Here is a 15,074-nt window from a genome sequence, read left to right as displayed (position 1 = left end):
AGGCAGGTGGCGCACCCAATGTTTGAGTTCAGGACGACACTGACTTTGTCTTTACTAACGTCTTTACCTGGGAGCCTATGTATGTCTCGCGCTATCACAATTCCCGCCGCTGATGGGGCACCATCGACGCGCATGTTTTCACGCCAGAAAATACCAACGGCCCCCTTCCTGCCGTGGTGCTGTTCACCGATATCGGCGGTCTGCGACCCTGCTATTACGAGAAAGCCCAGGCAATTGCGGACAACGGCTATGCCGTGTTGATGCCCAACGTCTATTACCGCAATGCAAGCGGCCCCGTGGTGCCGGAGGGCAAGTCATTCCGTGACCCAGACGTGCGACCAACGCTCGTTGAGTATGCTGACCAGCTCACGCCCGAGGCACAATCCCGTGACTTCGTTGCCCTACTGGCATGTATCAATAACGAGGCTGAGTTCGCGGAAGGCCGCCTGGGTGTGGTCGGCTATTGCATGACTGGAGCCTTCGCACTCCGCATGGCCGCCGAATACCCCAACCGCGTTGCGGCGGCGGCCGGCTTTCACTCGGCCCGGCTGGCGGTGGCAGGTGACCCAAACAGTCTTGTGCATGTGGTCGATACCATCGATGGGCGCGTTTATTTTGGCCATGCTGATAAAGACGAATTGCTGCCTCCCGAGCAAATCGCCCGCATGGACGAAGCGCTCGCCGCCGCCGGGGTGCACTTTACCACCGAACTCTATAAGGGCGCTGCCCATGGTTTCACGGCCAAGGACGCGCCGTCCTACGATGCGGCTGCCGATGAACTTCACCACAAGCGGCTGTCCCAGCTTTTGGAAGAAACGCTGTAAAACTGGGACTTCCCGCGCTCCATCAGCGTTTTTTGACAATAAAAAAGGGCGCGCCTACCAACATCAGGAAGTGATTATGCCTGATGCCGATAGACGCGCCCATCGTGAAGCGTATAACGTTGGTTTATCTAGGCGCTAGACGTAGAAATCCAGGTCTTCCTGGGTTTTGAGTAGATCGCGCATTTTAATGGGGTCGTCGCCAAAGAAGAAGACCAAGCCCCAATGCGTCCCGAAGGCAGACCGGTCAGGTACTGTTTCTTCGGTCGGCGCGACGAGTTCGTGTGATTCGAAGTAGGGGTGATCAACGCATTCCGAAGGCATTTCCAGTTTGCTGACCACGCGACGGCGCGGATATACGCCGAAGCAGCCTGCATAACCCTTCGCGTCGACCACTTCTTTGGGGAAGAATGCCGCCACTTCCTCTTTCGTGCTCTTGGGATCGAACACCAGCATTGAGGCCTGATAGGCACTGAAGCCGTAGGCTCTCTCGATCAATTCAAAGGCCTTGAAACCGGGCGGGCGGTAGGCCACTTCGCCAAAGTACATTTCGCCGTCAGCGGTCACGAAGTACTCGGGATGAATCAGGCCAAACTGGATATCAAACGTCTTGATCAACAGCTCGATCTGCTTGGTGATCGCGTTACGCCAGCTCTCAAGCTCTTGGGTAGCGGGCACGAAGACCGAATAGCCTAGCGTCACGTATTCCGAAATATTTAGGAACTGGATTTTGCCATCGTGGATCCAGGCTTCAACGGCAAATTCCCAGCCATCCAGATGGCTTTCCATCAGCAGCGGATATTCTTCGTCCGGAATGTGCTCAATTTCTTCCAACGTACGAATCATGCGGTGGCCGAGGCAACCGGCTTTATCGAATGCTTTGACGTGAATCGGGTCATCGGGGTCACCGTCTAGCTTGAGCAGCGTCTGGTTAACGCGTTTCATAAAGCGGACGATGTCCTCTTTTTCGTGGGCTTCTTCAAAGATCCCCACGCGAATACCGCCAAGTTGCGCACGGCGCTTCATCAGGGCCTTGTCGCGGAACAGAATCGACTGACCGTACATGCGGGGGCTGTCGAGGAGTACGGAGTTGATCGCGCCGGACCACTCAACGGTTTCCTCAAACAGCGGAATAGCGACATCGACACCTTCCGCTTTCAGCCTTTCGGCGATTTCCATGGACCGATCATTCAAGCGGATAAAGTCCCACGAAATAAAGGGTATGTTATTCGCGGTGCAGAAATCCTCAGCCCATTCTGGCGCAACCACGACGTAGCGGCGGTCAAACTTCTGCGCTGCCTTAATCGCGTTGACGCTCCAGCCAAGTAGGGCGATATAACCCTTGTTGGGGTCTTTAGGGGTCTCGGTGCCTTTCACCGAGTCCATTTCCGGGTCGCGCCAAGCTGCTACTTCTTGGGGTAATTGCTTTTCTGATGTTGTCGACATTCGATAGTCTCCTTGTCTGGTTAACCCAGATTGAGTGCGCCGATATTGAGACGCTCCATATATGAACTGAGAAGAAAGCAGCAATCGGTATTGTTAAGAGGCGATTGAGCAGACCAGCAAGTGGGGTATTTCGATAGTTGCCGCCACATTACCAAGCTAGACGAGATCATTACAGTTGGCAAATAATCTGTAAGCAACTGTAATTTTAAAAGAAGTCTCTCACTGCGGAGAGAGTTTGGCGCCGGTAGCTCATTAGCTGGTCAGTGTCTCTGCACTGCCTGTGCAAAGTCGTTTGCGCTTTCTTAGCGGTAGAGAAATGAAGGATGGAGCAATGTTGATCGTTGGCACTCACTATTTGGTATTAACCATGGTTTACCAACCTGTTTCTTGGATGATGGCTTGGATTGCTCAGCCGCTATACAACTATCAGGCTAGCACAAGAGGTTGAATTTGGCTCCGCCTTGAAAACATGGGATTTCAACGTTCGGGTTAACAAAACAGTCTCCCACATGCTTCGTCCGGCACCATCATCACTACGCTGATCGCACATTCGTGGACGCTATCCACTTGAGCAGCAGGGGCAGTAGTAATACCAGAAGCGTTATACGCAGAAGGTGGTGCGTGGTAACGAAGGCGGGATCGATGCCTAAGCTTAGCGCTACCAAGCTGAGCTCTGGGGCACCGCCCGGCATGTAGGCAAGCAGCGCCGCTGCGGCAGAGTAACCGGTAAGCAAATGCCCTATCCAGGCGGCGAAAATCGCCAGCAGCAATAGTGCCAGAGCCTGGATGACCGCCATCAGCATTGCCATTCCCACCTCGGCAATGGGGGCACCCGCAAAGCGCACACCAACGGAAATGCCGATAACGACTTGTGCGAGCGCAATGATCACAGGTGGCACGGCCGCATGTGTGAGGCCTGAGAAGTGCAGCGCCGCTGAAACAAGCGCCGGGCCAAACAGCAGCGGGCTAGGTAGGCGAAGGCACTTACCCAGCCACATGCCGACAATGCCCGCCGCCAACAGCCACGCGATATCAGTGGACGAGGGCATCCATAACCACTGCGATAGGGCTGGCGCGGTGCTGCTAATATCGACATGGCCGATAAACTGCAAAACAGGCGGGATGGCCACCAGCAGAACCAATATGCGCACAGCGTGGGTAATGCCAATGATCCGCAAATCAGCCCCCGAGGAGAGCGCCATGCCGGTGACTGTCGAAACCCCGCCAGGCACGCCGGCGTAGAGCGCCGTTTCCCAGGAGTGCCCCGCCACGCGGCGGGAAAACCACACCGAGAAAGTCATCATCACCGCCGTCGCTATCAGCATAATCGCCAAGCTGATTCCCCACCGGGTTGCTTCTCCTGTCATGTCGGCGGTAAACGCTGAACCGAGCATGACCCCAATGATGACCAACACGCCCTGGCGGCCTTTGCCCGGCGACCTTAACGGTATGCCAGCTAAGGATGCCACCGTGGTTGCGATCATAGCCCCTAATAGCCAGGGAAGCGGCAGCTGTAGCCAATAAGCCAACCCGCCCCCGACAAGCCCGAGTGCTAATGTGGGTAGGAAACGGCCCAAAGGGGCCAAGTGTATTGCTCGCATCGTTTTCAACATCACGGGTTTGCAAATAAAAGCCCTGGTGACCGTTATCACGGGCCAGGGCGAGCTGCCTATTCGCTGCCGGGCAAGAAACGCCGTTAACCAGCGCTTGGCTTGCGGGCAGCCAATAGCTTCGGTACAAGCCAGGGCAGCACCAATAGTAATACTGCCGCAACCCACAGCCCCAGTGAGATACCCGATTGCCATAGGATCCCGACGTCACCGCCGCTGATAGAGAGTGCTCGGCGAAGGTTCTGCTCCATTAACCCGCCCAGTACGTAGCCGAGAATCACTGGCGCCAGGGAGAAGCCCAGCTTACGCAGTAAATACCCAAACACGCCGATGACAAGCATCAAGTAAATAGCAAATAGATCGGAGTGCAACTGATAAACGCCGACGAACGCTAGGATAGCAATAGCGGGCACCAGCACCCAGCGTGGAATAGTCAGCACCTTGGCGAATACACCCGCTAGCGGCAGGTTAAGCATCAGCAATACGATGTTGCCAATATAAAGTGACGCAATAAGCCCACCGGCCACTTCAGGCCGCTCGGTAAACATCATTGGCCCAGGGGTGATGTTATAAAGCATCAACGCACCCAGCAGTACCGCTGTCGTACCAGAACCGGGAATGCCTAAGGTTAGCATGGGCACAAAAGAACCTACCGCGGCCGCGTTATTGGCCGACTCCGGCGCAGCCAGCCCGCGCATGTCACCGGTGCCAAAGGTGTTGTCCTTGTCGGAAAGGCGCTTTTCAGTGGTGTAGGAGACGGCGCCAGCAACTGAGGCGCCGGTACCCGGGAGGACGCCGATGATAAAGCCGATCAGTCCCGAGCGGATGATGGCGCCCTTACATGCCAACACTTCCTTGAGGCTAACAAAAACGCGCCCGAGCGGCGGCAGCTCGCCATCGTTGTCGGTGCTGTGAGAATTTTCGAGCATTAGCAAAATTTCGCTGATAGCAAAGAGACCGATAATCATCACTACAAAGTCGATGCCGTCGTAGAGCTCGGGCATGCCGAAGGTATAGCGCAGTACGCCGCTTCCTGAATCAATACCCACGGTGCCAATAAGGACGCCCAGCACGGCACCAATCGCGGTCTTGATTGGATCCTTGCCCATCATTACCGACATGGAAGAGAACGCGAATATCATGAGCGCAAAGAATTCCGCCGGGCCGAACATCACCGCCACTTTTGCCAGAAGCGGTGCAAACAATGTCAGGCCAATAATGGCAATGGTCGCACCGACGAATGAACTCACTGCTGAAAGCCCTAAGGCGGGCCCCGCGAGTCCTTTCTGCGCCAGCGGGTAGCCATCCAGAGTGGTCATGACCGCCCCTGCATCGCCAGGCACATTGAGCAGAATGCTCGACATGCGGCCACCATATTCGGCGCCGGTGTAAACCGCGGCCAGCAAAATCAATGATGACTCGGCAGGCAAACCAAGGGTATAGGCAAGCGGCATTAGAATGGCGATGCCATTGATTGGGCCGATACCTGGCAAGGCCCCAAATAGGGTGCCGAGCAAGGCGCCAAGGAAAGCCAGACCCAAGTTGAGAGGGGTCAGCGCAACACCGAACCCATCGATAAGGAAATCGAACATCTTAGCGATCCTTTAAATGAAGGTATCAAACCAGTAGCCAGAAGGCAGGCTGATCCCAAGGGCTGTGGTGAACAGAAAGTAGCCGATAACCGACATGATGATGCCGGTGATCAGCGCTTTACCCCAGGTCGCATCAAAGAGTCGCGCTAAGGCCGTCACCACTAGCAACGATGAGACAATGAATCCCAGTTGTGTGAACAAAACGGCATAGGCCAAAAGCAAAACCAGCACCAGTAACAACTTAAGTGCCAGTGCTTTGTGGGGCCATTGACCGTTGGGGCCCGGTCGGAAAATCATTACCAGTGAGAGTATTGTCAGTAGAATTGACAGCCCCACTGGGAAGGCCTTGGGACCTACGGGTTCGTAGCTGAAGGGAATTTCCAGTTGTACGGCCTGGACGGCGATAAACGCCGCCAGACCGATTAGCGCAATGCCCAGCACTCGGTCGGCGGCGATCTTCATTTGGTCAGACCTACTTCTTCTGCCAGCCCTTTAAACTCAGTAACCTGCTCTTGAACGTAGCGGTCAAAATCTTCGCCGAAACGAGACATTGGGAACAGGCCCCGCGCCTCACGTAGCTCGGCGAATACCGGATCCTCCGCCAGCTGCCGCATGCGTTCGACCCAGGCTTGATAGGCCTCATCGCTAACTTCTGGACCCATGTAATAACCCCGCCAGATCGGCCACTCCACGTCGTAGCCCTGCTCGGCCGCGGTCGGAATATCGGCGTAGGGGCCACCCATCCGCTCTTCGGAAAGGGCCGCCAGGACGCGAATTTTGCCACCATCAAGCTGAGACTTAAGTTCTGACAGGTCGCCGGTGAACACCTGAATGTGATCGCCTAACAGTGCTGCTAGTGCCTCACCGCCACCTTCGAAGGCAACATAACGAAGGTCCCTGGGCGACATATCCCCAGATTGGGCGATCAGCGCCGCCTTCATCCAATCCTGACTGCCTACTGTACCGCCGGCACCGAAGGCGATCTCGTTGGGGTTTTCTTTCAGTTCGGTCATCAGCTCGTCTAGGCTCTGCCAAGGTGCATCGGCACTGACGACAATCGCGCCATAGTCGACGCCCAGGGCGCCTAGCCAACGAACCTCATCAGCGTCGTACTCGCCAAACTTGCCTAGCGCCAGGTTCACGGCAGCACCGGTACTGGCCGCTACAATAAGGCTGGGATCATCAGCGCGCACACCGTTAACATGGTTATAAGCCACAGCACCAATGCCGCCGGGCATGTAGCTAACCATCATCGGCTTGCTTATCAGGCCCGTATCCTGAAGGCCATTGGCTGCCAGTCGACACGTCAAATCGTAGCCACCACCGGGTTTGGCGGGCGCAATGCACTCGGTAGACTCGGGAATGGTTTGAGCATGAACCTGGCCTGCAAGCAAGGCGCTCCCCATTAAAGCAAGGCCTGAAGCGTAGCGTAGGGTTGAGTTGATCTTCATGACGAACTCCTGTTCTCTTGTTGTATTCGGGAGCGGGAAGACCCGAACCCGGTCATACTAAGATGACCAGCGCCATGTTAGGCAGGCAACCTTTCATCAACCTGTCATTTCCCTTATTACCCCCTGAGACTTTAGTCATATGCGCCTAATCATCGTTGAAGACGATCCGATGATCGCTCGCTCGCTTTACAATGCATTATCACCGCTGGGCAATAGCGTCGACATTTTTGCCCATGTGAGGGACGCGCGAGCGGCGCTACGCAATGACCACTTCGATCTAATGCTGCTTGACCTGGGGCTGCCTGACGGAAATGGTCTTGAGCTACTGAGTGAATTGCGTGAACGAGGTGACCGGACGCCCGTGTTGATCCTGACCGCTAGAGACGGCATTGAAGACCGAGTCCGCGGCCTCGATCTAGGCGCGGATGACTACCTCGCCAAACCGTTTTCACTGGTGGAGCTTGAAGCCCGCGTACGCGCCTTGCTACGGCGCAGCCAGCAGCGTAGCGATAACCGCCTGACGTTGGGTCCTTTGTGCCTTGATCCCACTGCTGGCGCTGCCACACTTGATGGGGTTGCGCTCGGATTACCTCGCCGTGAGCTACGCTTGCTTGAAGGGCTCCTGCTACACGCTGGCAATATCGCCCCCCGCGAGATGCTGGAAGGGCGAGTGTTTAGCTTCGGGGAGGTAGGTTCTAATGCGCTCGAAGTTTACGTCAGCCGGTTACGCAAGCGCCTTCAGGGTAGCGGTTTGTGCATCCGCACGTTTCGTGGCCTTGGCTATCGACTTGAGGAAGCGCCGACTTGACCCAAGTAATCGGCACGTTAAAGGCGCGCTTGGCTGTCTGGCTGCTGGTCATGGTGTCTGGGCTGGGTACGTTGCTGCTGATGGAAGCTTATTATTCCACTCAGCGTGCGGCCGAGCGTGCTTTTGATAGCCAGCTAGAAGCGGCTGCGCTGACGACTGCCGATTCGGTGCAATGGGAAGGCAGCACCCCCGTCGTCAGGATTCCTCCCGCCGCCCTACAGATTCTGGCCACCGCCCACCAGGAGCGGGTCTTCTATGCCGTGCTCGACCATGACGGACGGCGCATTTCGGCCAATCTTGCTATCTCCATTCCCTCTGCCGGTCAGGCAGCAGCGGCTATCGAGCCAACCTGGCTTGACCTGACGCAGGCGGGCACCCGCTGGAGGTTGCATGGGCGTGAATACGACTCGGCGGGATGGGACATTCAAGACCCGGTGCAAATTTGGGTGGGCCATACGATGAGTGGACGGCAGGTATTGGCCAGCGAGCTATTTGAACGCGCGATCATTCGTTTTGTCGCCATGGTGCTGCTGGCGGGCATCCTGATGCTGCTGGCGATGCGGGTGGCACTGAAACCGATGCGCCAGCTGCGCCATCGATTAAGGAGACGCCAAGCCGATGATATGCGGCCACTCAATGCTAGGGTGCCGGAAGAATTGCGCGAAATGGTCGAAGCGCTGGATACCCTGTTTACCCGACAGCGCGAGAGCCGCGATAACCTTCTGCGCTTTACGGCCGATGCCAGCCATCAGCTCAAAACCCCGCTTGCCGGCCTGCAAAGCACCAGCGAGTTAGCGCTGCAAAGCCGCGACCCCGATGAGTGGTATCGTGCCCTTTCAGACGTGCATGATGGCGCTAAGCGCACCAGCCGACTGGCTGGTCAGCTACTCAGCCTTGCGCGCCTCCGCCATGTGGAAGAGGCCGACGAATGCCTGCCGCTTGACCTAAGAAAGACGCTGCACGACAGCGTACTGGAATGGGCCCAGCGCGAGGTGGCCATGGAGCATGACCTGGGGCTGGCCGAACTGCCCGTCGAGCCTATGATCATACAAGGGCAAGCGTGGGCGCTGCGCGAGCTATTGGGCAACCTGATCGACAACGCACTGCGCTATACCCCTCCGGGTAGCGAAATCACGCTGGGACTAAACACCATCGGCAATCACATCATGCTTTATATCGAGGATAACGGGCCTGGGGTCGACCCAGAGATACGCCCCCGGTTGTTTCAACCCTTCGAACGCGGAGGGCGTCAGGATACCCAAGGCTCAGGCCTGGGTCTGGCCATTGTGGATACCATTGCGCAACGCCACGCGGCTAAGCTTCAGGTCAAAGAGCGCCGACCTCGTGGGCTTCGCATCGAGGTGCATTTCCCGGCGGCGGGGGAGGAAAGCTGATGCAACGCTTATGGCTGACGACTGCGCTGGTGTTGTGCTGTTTTGCATCTTTTCAGGGTCTAGCGGCGACGCCCTTGGTGGTCGAAGCCGCCTTGGACCGGCAGGTGGTCGCGCCCCTGTTGGCAGCTTTCGAGCAGGCCCATCCGGGTATTGAACTGAGCTACCGGGACCGTAGCACACTGGAAGTGAATGCCTTGACCGCGGAGGCTGACCCACCCCCCGACGTGGTGATTAGCTCCGCCATGCCCTGGCAGATGAACCGCGTCAATCAGGGGTATGCCCAACGGCTGGATTCTGAACTGGCCAATGAATGGCCCGAATGGGCAAAATGGCGTAACGAGGTGTTTGGGTTTACCTTCGAGCCGATTGTCATGGCTTACCGGCTTGATTTAGCCCGCCATATGTTACCGCCGCAAACCCATGCGGATCTGCACAAGTTGCTGAGCGCCCAACGTGACACTTTACAGGGCAAGGTAACCACCTACTCGCCCTCAAAAAGCGGCATCGGCTACACGCTATTTCAACAAGATGCGCGCTATACAGACAGGTTCTGGGACCTGGTCACAGCGTTAGGTGATGCCGACGCCCACCTCGAATCCAATACGCGCTCGATGCTGGAAGGGCTCTCAGAGGGACGCTATTGGCTGGGTTATAATCTGCTGGGCTCCTATGCCATGGTGTGGGCCCAGGAGCATCCCGAGGTGATCGTGCAGGTGCCTCAGGACTATGCCTTAGTCGTGATGCGGACCGGCTTTATCCACCGTGATGCGCCACACCCCCGTGCTGCGCAAGCCTTTATGAACTTCCTGCTCAGCCGCGGTGGTCAGCGTGTGTTAGCCGCTCAAACCCCGCTTTTCAGCGTGCGGCCGGATATTGTTGGCCCCTACACTGCTCAACGCCTCCGCGATCAAGTCGGCGACCGCCTCTATCCCATCCCGCTTAACGCGTCGGTGCTTGCCTTCGTCGATCCTCAGCGCCGCGATGCTTTCATGGCTCGTTGGCAACGTGAATTTAATCGCTATCAACGTACGCCTGAAACTCAACAGCAAGGGGACAAAACCCATGTCATCACGGCTCCGTAACCAAGACGTCTGGTTTGGGCTCCTATTCGGCCCGCTCAAACAAGCATCGACGGCTTGAATAGCGACGTACGGTCAATGGATTGGCCCGACAGCATGAATTCACCCATGCCCCGGTAGTGCAGCGACTCTTCATCGTCGGCGGAGGGAGCTACGTGGGCTTTAACAACCTCAAAAATAAACAGGTTGTAGCGTTCAATCATGGCGTCATCGTGTAGCTGGCACTCGAAAGACGCATAGCATTCCTCTATCCGAGGCGCACTGACCTTTTCTGATTTGGCTGGGGTCAGCTCAAACGACTTGAATTTGTCGACCTCGCTCCCGGAGCAGTTGCCAATACCCACCACCGTATCGACTAGCGACGCCGCGGGGATATTGATCACGCATTCGCCACTGTGGCGGACCAGCTCGTGGGAATGATTGCCTGCTGCAATCACACAGCCGATAAGCGAGGGAGAGAACGCCATCACCGTTTGCCAACCCAGGGTCATGATGTTGGTTTTTTGTTGCCATTGCGATGACACCAGCACCACCGGGCCAGGTTCAAGAAAGTGCCTGACATTCGAGACAGGAAAATCATGCTTTGCCGGTGCTTGTGGCATAACAACCTCCGATTAGCTGGGTGAAATGGGCTTGCCTACTTAACGGTGATGTTGTTTTCCACCGATTTCACCTGTTCATGGTCTTGGGCTATCGCCTCGGCCCGATTGCGCTGCTGCGCTGTTTCGACGAAGCCGTTGAGAATAGCGGTATCGCCTTCCAGGTCCACATCGATGGCTGAGCCAGCCAGGTCGGATGCTTCGAGAAGCCGGGCTTTGATTTGAACTGCTTCGCTAGAGTCCTGCTGCTCAAGCCTAGCGGATTGGTTGACCGGGGTGTCGGCGCAGCCCACCAGCAGCGTGGTGAGGAGCAATCCCCCCGTTATCAGCAAGCCATACCCGTGGTGTTTGCGCATTATTCAATCTCCCCCCTCTTGTACGGCGTCGCGAGAACGGCTGATCAACCCTTGGCAATAGTCCACATCGGCGCCGATGCCCACATCGACCAGCGGCAAAAGAGCCGTAAGCGGGCCAGCGAGAGCGGCAAGGCCTGCGCTTGCACCAGCGCGTATTATCAGTTCTTCGCGGTGCACGCTCGTTTCGATGTTATCAAAGGTGCCTCCTAAGTGAAGCGGGGAACGCCCGATAAAGACGCTGGGGTCTTTGGGGTGGGCGATGATGCTGATATCCAGACGCTCTGTGTTCAGGTCTACTTGACCGCCCAGTGTGAACGTTGTGTCGTTGGTATCCATCACGAAAGTATCCAGCTGGGTGACGCCGTCGCGCACTTGCAGGTCGGCGTAGCTGCAATCAATCGGGATGGGGTCACGGTCACGTAGCCAGCTGAGGAAGGTCTGTCCCGCATCAAGCCCGGCGATCTCCACTAGCAAGGCGTCGAGTTGTCCGCCGGTCATCAGCATTACCACGCCACCATCGGCGGAAGCCAGAAGCTGGGCAACCGATGCGCCTTCAATCCAGAGTTTGCCGCGCCCGCCGAAAGTACCAACGCTCTCGTCCGCTAACTCCCAATGGCGTAAGGCATCGTTAAGATCCACTCTCTGAACTTCCACCTGCATCGTGCCGTTGGGGGGTTGGGTGCTTGAATCCAGGTCGAGTGTAAGGTCGACCTTGCCTTCCCCCACACCGAAACCCACAGGCTCGAACCGGCCACGGCCCTCTTCAAGATCAAAGTCGATGGCGACGTCGGTCAATGGAATCAGGCCTGCGCTCACCGACTCGCCCCGGTAGCTTACCTCCGCCGATACTTGTTGCCACGCCTCGGTGATGATCTGTGTATCGGGCAGCACGAAGCGGTCGTCGGCTTCGATTTCCTCTGGCGTCGCCCCGGCGAGGAAGCCCAAGTCTTGGATATCCAAATGTGTAGAGCGAAGCGCTCCCGTTAATCGCGGCGGGCTGACGTTCGTGTCGAGCGCTAGATTGCCGTTGAGATCGCTGTCGCCAATGACCCCTGTGATATTGCTAAAGGTCCAACGCTGAGCTTCCAGATCTAAATCGCCAGATACCGAATAGGCGGGGAGTTCCGGCAGCGCGATACCGAGTAATCGGCTTAGGCGCTGTGGGTTGGGCCCCTCAAGCGCGAGTTGAAGATCCAGACCTTGCATAGCGAGTGGACGCAGGAGCGACCCTTGTAGCCTTAATTGGGTTTCGACGACATCGGCTTCAAAATCCACCGCATACGGGCGATCTGGGTCGCGGGCATTGAGTAGCGGGTCGCCCCGCAGGCTGAGTGAGGCAGGCATACTGTCGTAGCGGCCTTCGCCGCGTGCTTGAAACGTCTGCGACCCTGTGGCAGCCCCTTGAGTTTCAAGGTTCAGGGTCAATTCAGTGCCCGCTTGGGGGTCGTTAAAGCGCAGCTCTGAAGGTTCAAACACCAGCTGGCCGATAAACGGCAGTAGAAGGTCATCACGTCTATTTCTGGGCAGCGTTTCGCTCATTTCCAGATGCAGTTCCCCGGATACCCTACCCAGTCGGTCTTCGATAGGCGTGAACGTGTCCGCCAGGGTGGTCAGCGAAATGTCCTCGAAATCGGCATCCAAGTGCCCGGAAGCGGCAGGTTGAGTGACGTCTAGCGCTAGGCTGGCGTTAAGCGAGCCTCCACCAAGCAGAAACTGGATAGAGGACGTCTCTAACTGGCCTTCCTCCAGGTCGGCATCGAGTACAAAATCTCGCAGTTCAAGGCCGTTGGGCAGTACCAGCGACGTTGCATCTAGCGCCAGCCGGCCGTCGAACGTGCGTAACGGCGCCAATAGAGAGTCATTCTGGGCGTCATCGTCAGACTCTTGAGCTGTGGCGGAAATTAGCTGGGCAAGGTCAATACGTCCGGCATCAAGATTGATGTTTACGACAGGGCGTTCGGCTCTGATAACGTCGAGACTGCCGCTGACATCTGTTGAGCCTATCTCACCGTCCACACCGGTTGCGTTCCACTGGTCGTGATCACGGGTCAAGCGGCCAGCGAGGCGAAAATTGGGCATAGGGGGCAACACGGGACCAATCCAATTTTCTACGTATTGGCTACTATCCGCGTCGACTAGCAAGTCTACTTCAAGCGTCTGAGGTTCCAGGATAGACGCTAGCGTGGTGTCCCCCTGAGCAGACACACCGGTTGAAGAGGCGTCTATTGTTAGGGGGTAATCTTGCTGTACGGAAAAATTCTGCAGATCAACCAGACTGGGAAGCGGCCCGCCTGTTACGTTCATGTCCAGAGGCTTATTTTGAAAGTTGCCCTGCGCACTGAGGTGTAACGCTGGTGGCTCTGCTTCGTCGTCGGTCTCGATGGTCCCCTGCAGGTCACTGTCACCCTCAGCATTGCGGTAAGCAAAACGGCCCTCGTTGATACGTAGATGACCAAGTAGCGTAGCGAGCTCAAACGTTGGGCGTTGATCGAGTGGTTGAAGTTCAAGCGCGAGGTCGGCACGGATGGTGGCGCCAGCGGGTAATTCACTGTTGAATTCCGTCATGTCCACATCTAGCAGGCGAATCTGCGCTTCTGCGCTAACCTGTTCTGGACTGCTGGTCAGGCTTGCCTCCGCTTCGATACGACCATCTGCGAGATCAAAGGTGAAGGGCGCAAGCTCAACCGTGTGTTTCGCAAGCTGTAGCTGGGTTTGTACGTTCTCAAGCTGGGCTTCTTCTAGCAAAAGCCTATCGACTGAGAGAGCAATGGCCCCGCGTAAATTGGGCAGCACGGGTATCGAAAGGCCCGTTTGCTCTTCAGGCTCAGGCATCGCCGCGCGTAAAGCCGCGACGTTAATCTGTGATGCATGTAATTGGCCGTCAAGGCTCGGCGTTTCACCGGCGGTATCCATTGTCAGCTCGCCGCTAATCTGAGTCTCGGGCGTGGCAACGTCAATATCGTGTAATCGCCACTCGTTACCTTGGCGTTCCAGCTGTGCTGCTAGCTCAAGGTTATCCAGCTCAACCTGAGGTAGGTCCAGCCACTGTGCCCACTCGGCAAGGTTGATCAGACTGAGCTCGCCATCGACCCGGAGTCGTTCCCATGCTGGCGCCTTTGGTATCTCAAAAGTGCCCGTAAGCCGGCTCTCACCGGAGCTGATAGCAACATCGCCCCCAAATGCCTGCAAATCGTTCAAAAAGGCGGCGATGGGGTCGGTATCTGCTTCCAGCTCAAAGCGTTGCTGCTGAAAGGTTAGCGTTGCCTGGGTGTGCAGGGTCCCGCCTGCCTCTTGCATTTGCAGGGATGAAATTGAAACGCCGAGTGGGGTATCCGTTTCGGCGGACCAGTAACGCACTTCTGAGTCGGTAAAGGAGAGATTGGGGATAGTGAGTGGCGAGGAGGACCCTTCATCGGTTTGTGTTGGCGAGCTGGTGTTTTGGTCAGCCAATGCCCAGTTACTCGCGGCATTTGAACGCTGCTCCAGGTTTAGCGTTGAGTCGATCGCCTCGATGCTCTCCAGCACGACGGAACCTTGCAGCAAGTTGCTGAATGATGGCGTAATACTAACCTGCTCAGCTTCTAGCATATGCGGCGTAGCGGCCCAGTCGGGATTATCGACTTCAAGCTCGTTCAGCGTCAGCTGCGGGTGGGGAAACAGGCTTATCTCCACATCGTCATGAATAGCCACCGAACGGCCTGTAGCCTGCTCAATACGCTCGGTGATGAGTGGCTTCAGGAAATTCCAAGACATCAGTTCCACGGCAGCGATGATAAGCGCCACGATGATGATCGGAACAAGCAGCCACCCCCTTAGAAACCCAGAAGCTCTATGTTGCATAATGTCGCCTATCTTGCCCCGTGATGTGCACGTGTTTTGCTACCTTGGTACGCGCTAGATGCACTGTCGTATATTTCG

The 15,074-nt window shown here is 56.6% G+C and carries 12 protein-coding genes; 4 read left to right on the top strand and 8 right to left on the bottom strand.

Annotation, left to right across the window (positions count from 1 at the left end):
- Window positions 1-173: 173 nt before the first annotated feature.
- The gene (locus RZA33_RS05100) at window positions 174-824 is read left to right on the top strand and encodes a dienelactone hydrolase family protein (RefSeq protein WP_317506772.1); all 651 of its coding nucleotides are present in this window, start codon (window positions 174-176) and stop codon (window positions 822-824) included.
- Window positions 825-959: 135 nt separating this feature from the next.
- Here the strand turns inward: RZA33_RS05100 and RZA33_RS05095 are convergent, their stop codons facing one another.
- The 5 genes from RZA33_RS05095 to RZA33_RS05075 form a co-directional block, all read right to left on the bottom strand.
- The gene (locus RZA33_RS05095) at window positions 960-2,207 is read right to left on the bottom strand and encodes an ATP-grasp domain-containing protein (RefSeq protein WP_416337847.1); all 1,248 of its coding nucleotides are present in this window, start codon (window positions 2,205-2,207) and stop codon (window positions 960-962) included.
- A gap of 593 nt (window positions 2,208-2,800) precedes the next feature.
- Window positions 2,801-3,853: an AbrB family transcriptional regulator gene (locus RZA33_RS05090; RefSeq protein ID WP_317506770.1), complete on the bottom strand. Its 1,053-nt coding sequence runs from the start codon at window positions 3,851-3,853 to the stop codon at window positions 2,801-2,803.
- A gap of 110 nt (window positions 3,854-3,963) precedes the next feature.
- Window positions 3,964-5,469 carry a tripartite tricarboxylate transporter permease gene (locus RZA33_RS05085; protein ID WP_317506769.1) on the bottom strand — a complete coding sequence of 502 codons (1,506 nt, stop codon included), beginning with the start codon at window positions 5,467-5,469 and terminating at the stop codon, window positions 3,964-3,966.
- A gap of 12 nt (window positions 5,470-5,481) precedes the next feature.
- Entirely contained in the window at window positions 5,482-5,931 is a 450-nt protein-coding gene (locus RZA33_RS05080; RefSeq protein ID WP_317506768.1) for a tripartite tricarboxylate transporter TctB family protein, read from the bottom strand.
- On the bottom strand, window positions 5,928-6,920 hold the full coding sequence (locus tag RZA33_RS05075; RefSeq protein ID WP_317506767.1) for a tripartite tricarboxylate transporter substrate binding protein: 993 nt from the start codon (window positions 6,918-6,920) through the stop codon (window positions 5,928-5,930). Before RZA33_RS05075 ends, RZA33_RS05080 begins: the two co-directional genes overlap by 4 nt.
- A gap of 139 nt (window positions 6,921-7,059) precedes the next feature.
- On the opposite strand from RZA33_RS05075, the gene RZA33_RS05070 reads away from it, so the two are divergent.
- From RZA33_RS05070 to RZA33_RS05060, 3 genes are read left to right on the top strand one after another with little or no spacing between them, the layout of a single operon-like run.
- Complete coding sequence (locus tag RZA33_RS05070; RefSeq protein WP_317506766.1) at window positions 7,060-7,728, top strand: response regulator; 669 nt, start codon at window positions 7,060-7,062, stop codon at window positions 7,726-7,728.
- The gene (locus RZA33_RS05065) at window positions 7,725-9,122 is read left to right on the top strand and encodes a sensor histidine kinase (protein ID WP_317506765.1); all 1,398 of its coding nucleotides are present in this window, start codon (window positions 7,725-7,727) and stop codon (window positions 9,120-9,122) included. The genes RZA33_RS05070 and RZA33_RS05065 overlap by 4 nt, the downstream gene beginning before the upstream one ends.
- Window positions 9,122-10,204, top strand: coding sequence for an ABC transporter substrate-binding protein (locus RZA33_RS05060; protein ID WP_317506764.1), 1,083 nt, complete (start codon window positions 9,122-9,124; stop codon window positions 10,202-10,204). Before RZA33_RS05065 ends, RZA33_RS05060 begins: the two co-directional genes overlap by 1 nt.
- A gap of 35 nt (window positions 10,205-10,239) precedes the next feature.
- Here RZA33_RS05060 and RZA33_RS05055 read toward each other — a convergent pair whose 3' ends face one another.
- From RZA33_RS05055 to RZA33_RS05045, 3 genes are read right to left on the bottom strand one after another with little or no spacing between them, the layout of a single operon-like run.
- On the bottom strand, window positions 10,240-10,803 hold the full coding sequence (locus tag RZA33_RS05055; RefSeq protein WP_317506763.1) for a flavin reductase family protein: 564 nt from the start codon (window positions 10,801-10,803) through the stop codon (window positions 10,240-10,242).
- 35 nt (window positions 10,804-10,838) lie between these two features.
- Window positions 10,839-11,156, bottom strand: coding sequence for a BON domain-containing protein (locus RZA33_RS05050; protein ID WP_317506762.1), 318 nt, complete (start codon window positions 11,154-11,156; stop codon window positions 10,839-10,841).
- A 3-nt stretch (window positions 11,157-11,159) separates the two neighbouring features.
- Complete coding sequence (locus RZA33_RS05045; RefSeq protein WP_317506761.1) at window positions 11,160-14,996, bottom strand: AsmA family protein; 3,837 nt, start codon at window positions 14,994-14,996, stop codon at window positions 11,160-11,162.
- Window positions 14,997-15,074 lie beyond the last annotated feature (78 nt).

Origin of the sequence: Halovibrio sp. HP20-59, from assembly GCF_033052795.2 — a bacterium.
In the GTDB taxonomy this organism is placed as follows: Bacteria; Pseudomonadota; Gammaproteobacteria; order Pseudomonadales; family Halomonadaceae; genus Vreelandella.
The sequence above is the reverse complement of the archived record's forward strand: the minus strand, read 5'-3'. Positions and strand labels throughout refer to the sequence as shown.

Coding starts and splice junctions, on each gene's coding strand:
- RZA33_RS05095 (WP_416337847.1), bottom strand. CDS start 2,207: ATGGACTCGGTGAAAGGCACCGAGACCCCTAAAGACCCCAACAAGGGT.
- RZA33_RS05085 (WP_317506769.1), bottom strand. CDS start 5,469: ATGTTCGATTTCCTTATCGATGGGTTCGGTGTTGCGCTGACCCCTCTC.
- RZA33_RS05080 (WP_317506768.1), bottom strand. CDS start 5,931: ATGAAGATCGCCGCCGACCGAGTGCTGGGCATTGCGCTAATCGGTCTG.
- RZA33_RS05075 (WP_317506767.1), bottom strand. CDS start 6,920: ATGAAGATCAACTCAACCCTACGCTACGCTTCAGGCCTTGCTTTAATG.
- RZA33_RS05070 (WP_317506766.1), top strand. CDS start 7,060: ATGCGCCTAATCATCGTTGAAGACGATCCGATGATCGCTCGCTCGCTT.
- RZA33_RS05060 (WP_317506764.1), top strand. CDS start 9,122: ATGCAACGCTTATGGCTGACGACTGCGCTGGTGTTGTGCTGTTTTGCA.
- RZA33_RS05055 (WP_317506763.1), bottom strand. CDS start 10,803: ATGCCACAAGCACCGGCAAAGCATGATTTTCCTGTCTCGAATGTCAGG.
- RZA33_RS05050 (WP_317506762.1), bottom strand. CDS start 11,156: ATGCGCAAACACCACGGGTATGGCTTGCTGATAACGGGGGGATTGCTC.
- RZA33_RS05045 (WP_317506761.1), bottom strand. CDS start 14,996: ATGCAACATAGAGCTTCTGGGTTTCTAAGGGGGTGGCTGCTTGTTCCG.